Origin of the sequence: Pseudomonas sp. 2VD (assembly GCF_005503585.1) — a bacterium.
Classification (GTDB): Bacteria; Pseudomonadota; Gammaproteobacteria; order Pseudomonadales; family Pseudomonadaceae; genus Pseudomonas; species Pseudomonas aeruginosa.
Map to the genome: position 1 here is coordinate 1 of NZ_SCND01000469.1, position 3,951 is coordinate 3,951.

1 protein-coding gene is annotated in these 3,951 nt (G+C 65.4%); it reads left to right on the plus strand.

The window, feature by feature from the left end:
- Positions 1–3,951: non-ribosomal peptide synthetase (locus FFS27_RS29875; protein WP_137952415.1), on the plus strand; the 3,951-nt coding region annotated here is incomplete at both ends.

Genomic DNA, 3,951 nt, shown 5'->3' on the forward strand with positions numbered 1-3,951 from the left:
GAAACAGCTGGTTCAGCGCAAGGGTGTGACCATGTTCATGCTGTTGCTGGCTTCCTTCCAGGCGCTGTTGCATCGCTATAGCGGACAGGCGGATATCCGTGTCGGCGTGCCGATCGCCAACCGTAACCGGGTTGAAACCGAGCGGCTGATCGGTTTCTTCGTCAACACCCAGGTGCTCAAGGCCGACATCAATGGCCGGATGGGTTTCGACGAGTTGCTGGCCCAGGCCCGCCAGCGCGCGCTGGAGGCACAGGCGCACCAGGACCTGCCGTTCGAGCAACTGGTGGAGGCTTTGCAGCCGGAACGCAGCCTCGGCCACAACCCGTTGTTCCAGGTCATGTTCAATCACCAGGCCGACTCTCGTTCGGCCAACCAGGGCGTGCAACTGCCAGGCCTGTCGCTGGAGCGGATGGAGTGGCGGAGCAGCTCCGTGGCCTTCGACCTGACGCTGGACGTGCACGAGGCCGAGGACGGTATCTGGGCATCGTTCGGCTATGCCACGGATCTGTTCGAGGCCTCGACCGTCGAGCGCCTGGCTCGGCACTGGCAGAATCTCCTGCGCGGCATCGTGGCCGAACCGGGCCGGCCGGTCGCCGAGTTGCCGCTGTTGCTGGACGAGGAGCGCGATTGCCTGTTGCGGGCCTGGGCAGAGAACGCCGACGAGGGTGGGTTGCCGCCCCTGGTCCAGTTGCAGATCCAGGAGCAGGCCCGTCTGCGTCCGCAGGCGCAAGCACTGGCGCTGGAGGGGCAGGCCTTGAGCTACGCCGAGCTCAACGCCCGCGCCAATCGTCTGGCTCACTGCCTGATAGCGCGTGGCGTCGGTCCCGATGTGCTGGTGGGAATCGCCGTCGAGCGCTCGCTGGACATGGTGGTCGGTCTGCTGGCGATCCTCAAGGCCGGTGGTGCCTATGTGCCGCTGGACCCGACCTATCCGCAGGACCGTTTGCGTCACATGCTCGAGGACAGCGCCGTCGGCCTGTTGCTCAGCCAGGAGCATTTGCTGCCCGGGCTGCCTTTGCACGAAGGGCTGGAGGTGCTCTCCATCGACCGCCTGGAACGGGACGCATCGGTGTCTACGGACGATCCGGTGGTGAACCTGCGGCCGGAGAACCTGGCCTATGTGATCTACACCTCCGGCTCCACCGGAAAACCCAAGGGCGTGGCCATCAGCCATGCGGCGCTTGCGCAGTTCTCGCGTATCGCCAGTGGTTATTCCGCGCTCACCCCGGAGGATCGGATATTGCAGTTCGCCACCCTGAGCTTCGACGGCTTCGTCGAACAGCTCTATCCGGCGCTGACCCGTGGTGCCTGCGTGGTCCTGCGTGGCGGCGACCTCTGGGATACCGGTGAGCTGTATCGGCAGATAGTCGAGCAGGGCGTGACCCTTGCCGACCTGCCCACGGCGTACTGGAACCTGTTCCTGCTCGATGCCCTGGCCGAGCCACGGCGTTCCTACGGTGCCTTGCGGCAGATCCACATCGGTGGCGAAGCCATGCCACTGGAGGGGCCGAAGCTCTGGCGGCAAGCCGGCATGGGCCGGGTGAGGTTGCTCAATACCTATGGACCGACCGAGGCCACGGTGGTGTCCAGCGTCTTCGATTGTTCCGCCGAGAACGCCCGGGTGGGCAATGCCAGTCCTATCGGCCAGGCGCTACCCGGCCGTACGTTGCTGGTGCTGGATGAACATCTCGGCCTACTGCCCGTAGGGGCGGTAGGCGAGCTTTATATTGCCAGCCGTGCCGGGCTGGCCCGTGCCTACCACGATCGGCCCGGCTTGACCGCCGAGCGCTTCTTGCCCGACCCCTTCGGCGAACCGGGCTCGAGGCTCTACCGGACCGGCGACCTGGCGCGCCGACGCGGTGACGGCGTGATCGAGTACATGGGGCGTGCCGACCATCAGGTGAAGGTCCGCGGCTTCCGCATCGAGCTGGGGGAGGTCGAAGCCCGCCTCATGGACTTGGAGGGAATACGCGAAGCGGCGGCTCTTGCGCTGGACGGTCAACTGGTGGCCTACCTGGTGGCTGAGGGGGGCGAGGACGAGACTCGCCAGCCGGCTTTGCGCGAGCGTATCCGCACAGCGCTACGGGCCTCGCTACCGGACTACATGGTGCCCTCGCACCTGCTGTTCCTCGAGCGGATGCCGCTCAGTCCAAATGGCAAGCTGGACCGTCGGGCGCTGCCGAAGCCGGATGCCGGCCTGATGCAACACGAACACATGGCGCCGGCGAGCGCGCTGGAGAAAGACGTGGCCGCGATATGGGGCGAGTTGCTGGGCGTCGAACGGGTCGGCCTGACCGACAACTTCTTCGAATTGGGCGGACACTCGCTGCTGGCGACGCGCCTGGTCTCGCGGATTCGCCAGGATCTCGGTATCGAAGTCAGCCTGAAGAGCCTTTTCGAGCAGCCGGTCCTGCAGGGATTCGTCGAGAGCCTGGGCGAGAAACCGGCGGAGGTTCCGCCGATCACGCCCGTTACCCGCGAGCAGCCGCTGCCGTTGTCCTATGCACAGGAGCGCCAGTGGTTCCTCTGGCAATTGGAACCGGAGAGCGCGGCCTATCACATTCCCGCCGCCCTGCGCTTGCGCGGCGGCCTCGATGTCGTCGCGCTACAGCGCAGTTTCGAGCGCCTCGCACAGCGTCACGAGTCGTTGCGTACCCGCTTCCGCCAGGAAGGCCTGCGTACCGTTCAGGTGGTGGACGCCGATGGGCAGTTGCAGGTTTCCCGGCATAACCTGGCGAATGTCGATGACGCGTCGCTCAGGGCGGCAGTCGAAGCGGAGATGGCCAGGCCCTTCGACCTACGGACGGATGCGTTGCTGCGGATCAGTCTGTTCGAAGTGGCTCCGAATGACCATGTGCTGGTCATGGTCCAGCACCATATCGTCTCCGACGGTTGGTCGATGCAGTTGATGGTCGAAGAGCTGGTCCAGCTCTATGCCGCCTACAGCCAGGGGCGCGAAGCGGCCCTGCCGGCGCTGCCGATACAGTATCCGGACTATGCCGTCTGGCAGCGCGAATGGATGGAGGCCGGAGAGAGGGAGCGCCAGTTGGCGTACTGGATCGGCCTGCTGGGTGGCGAACAGCCGGTGCTGGAGCTGCCGTTCGATCGTCCCCGTCCTGCGGAGCAGAGCTTTCGCGGCGCGCGGCTGGAGTTCGAACTCGGCGCCGAGCGGGCCAGGCGGCTGAAGGCGCTTGCCCAACGGCAGGGTGCGAGTACCTTCATGTTGCTGCTGGCATCGTTCCAGGCGCTGCTGTATCGCTACAGCGGTCAGTCGGATATCCGTGTCGGCGTGCCGGTCGCCAATCGCAACCGGGTCGAAACCGAGCGACTGATCGGGTTCTTCGTCAACACCCAGGTGCTCAAGGCCGACATCGATGGGCAGATGGGGTTCGACCGATTGCTGCACCAGGTTCGCCAGCGCTCGCTGGAGGCGCAGGCGCACCAGGACTTGCCGTTCGAGCAACTGGTGGAAGCCTTGCAACCGGAGCGCAGTCTCAGCCACAGCCCGCTGTTCCAGGTGCTATTCAACTACCAGGCGGAGCGGGGCGAGCACGGCTTGCCGGAAGTCGCGGGACTGAGCATCGAAGAGCAGGCGTGGGAAAGCCATACGGCGCAGTTCGACCTGGTGCTGGATACCTGTGAGTCCGAGTCGGACATCTGGGCGGCGCTGGTCTATGCGACCGATCTATTCGATGCTTCGACCGCAGAGCGCCTGGTACGGCATTGGCAGAACCTGCTGGATGCGATCCTGGCGATGCCTGACGCTCGCCTGGGAGAGCTGGACATGCTCGACCGCGAGGAGCGCGAAGTCATCGGGCAGCTCTGGAACCGCAGCGACTCGGGCTATCCGGCAACGCCGCTGGTACACCAGCGAGTGGCCGAGCGGGCGCGTATGGCGCCGGATGCGGTGGCGGTGATCTTCGACGAGGAAAAGCTCACCTACGCCGAGCT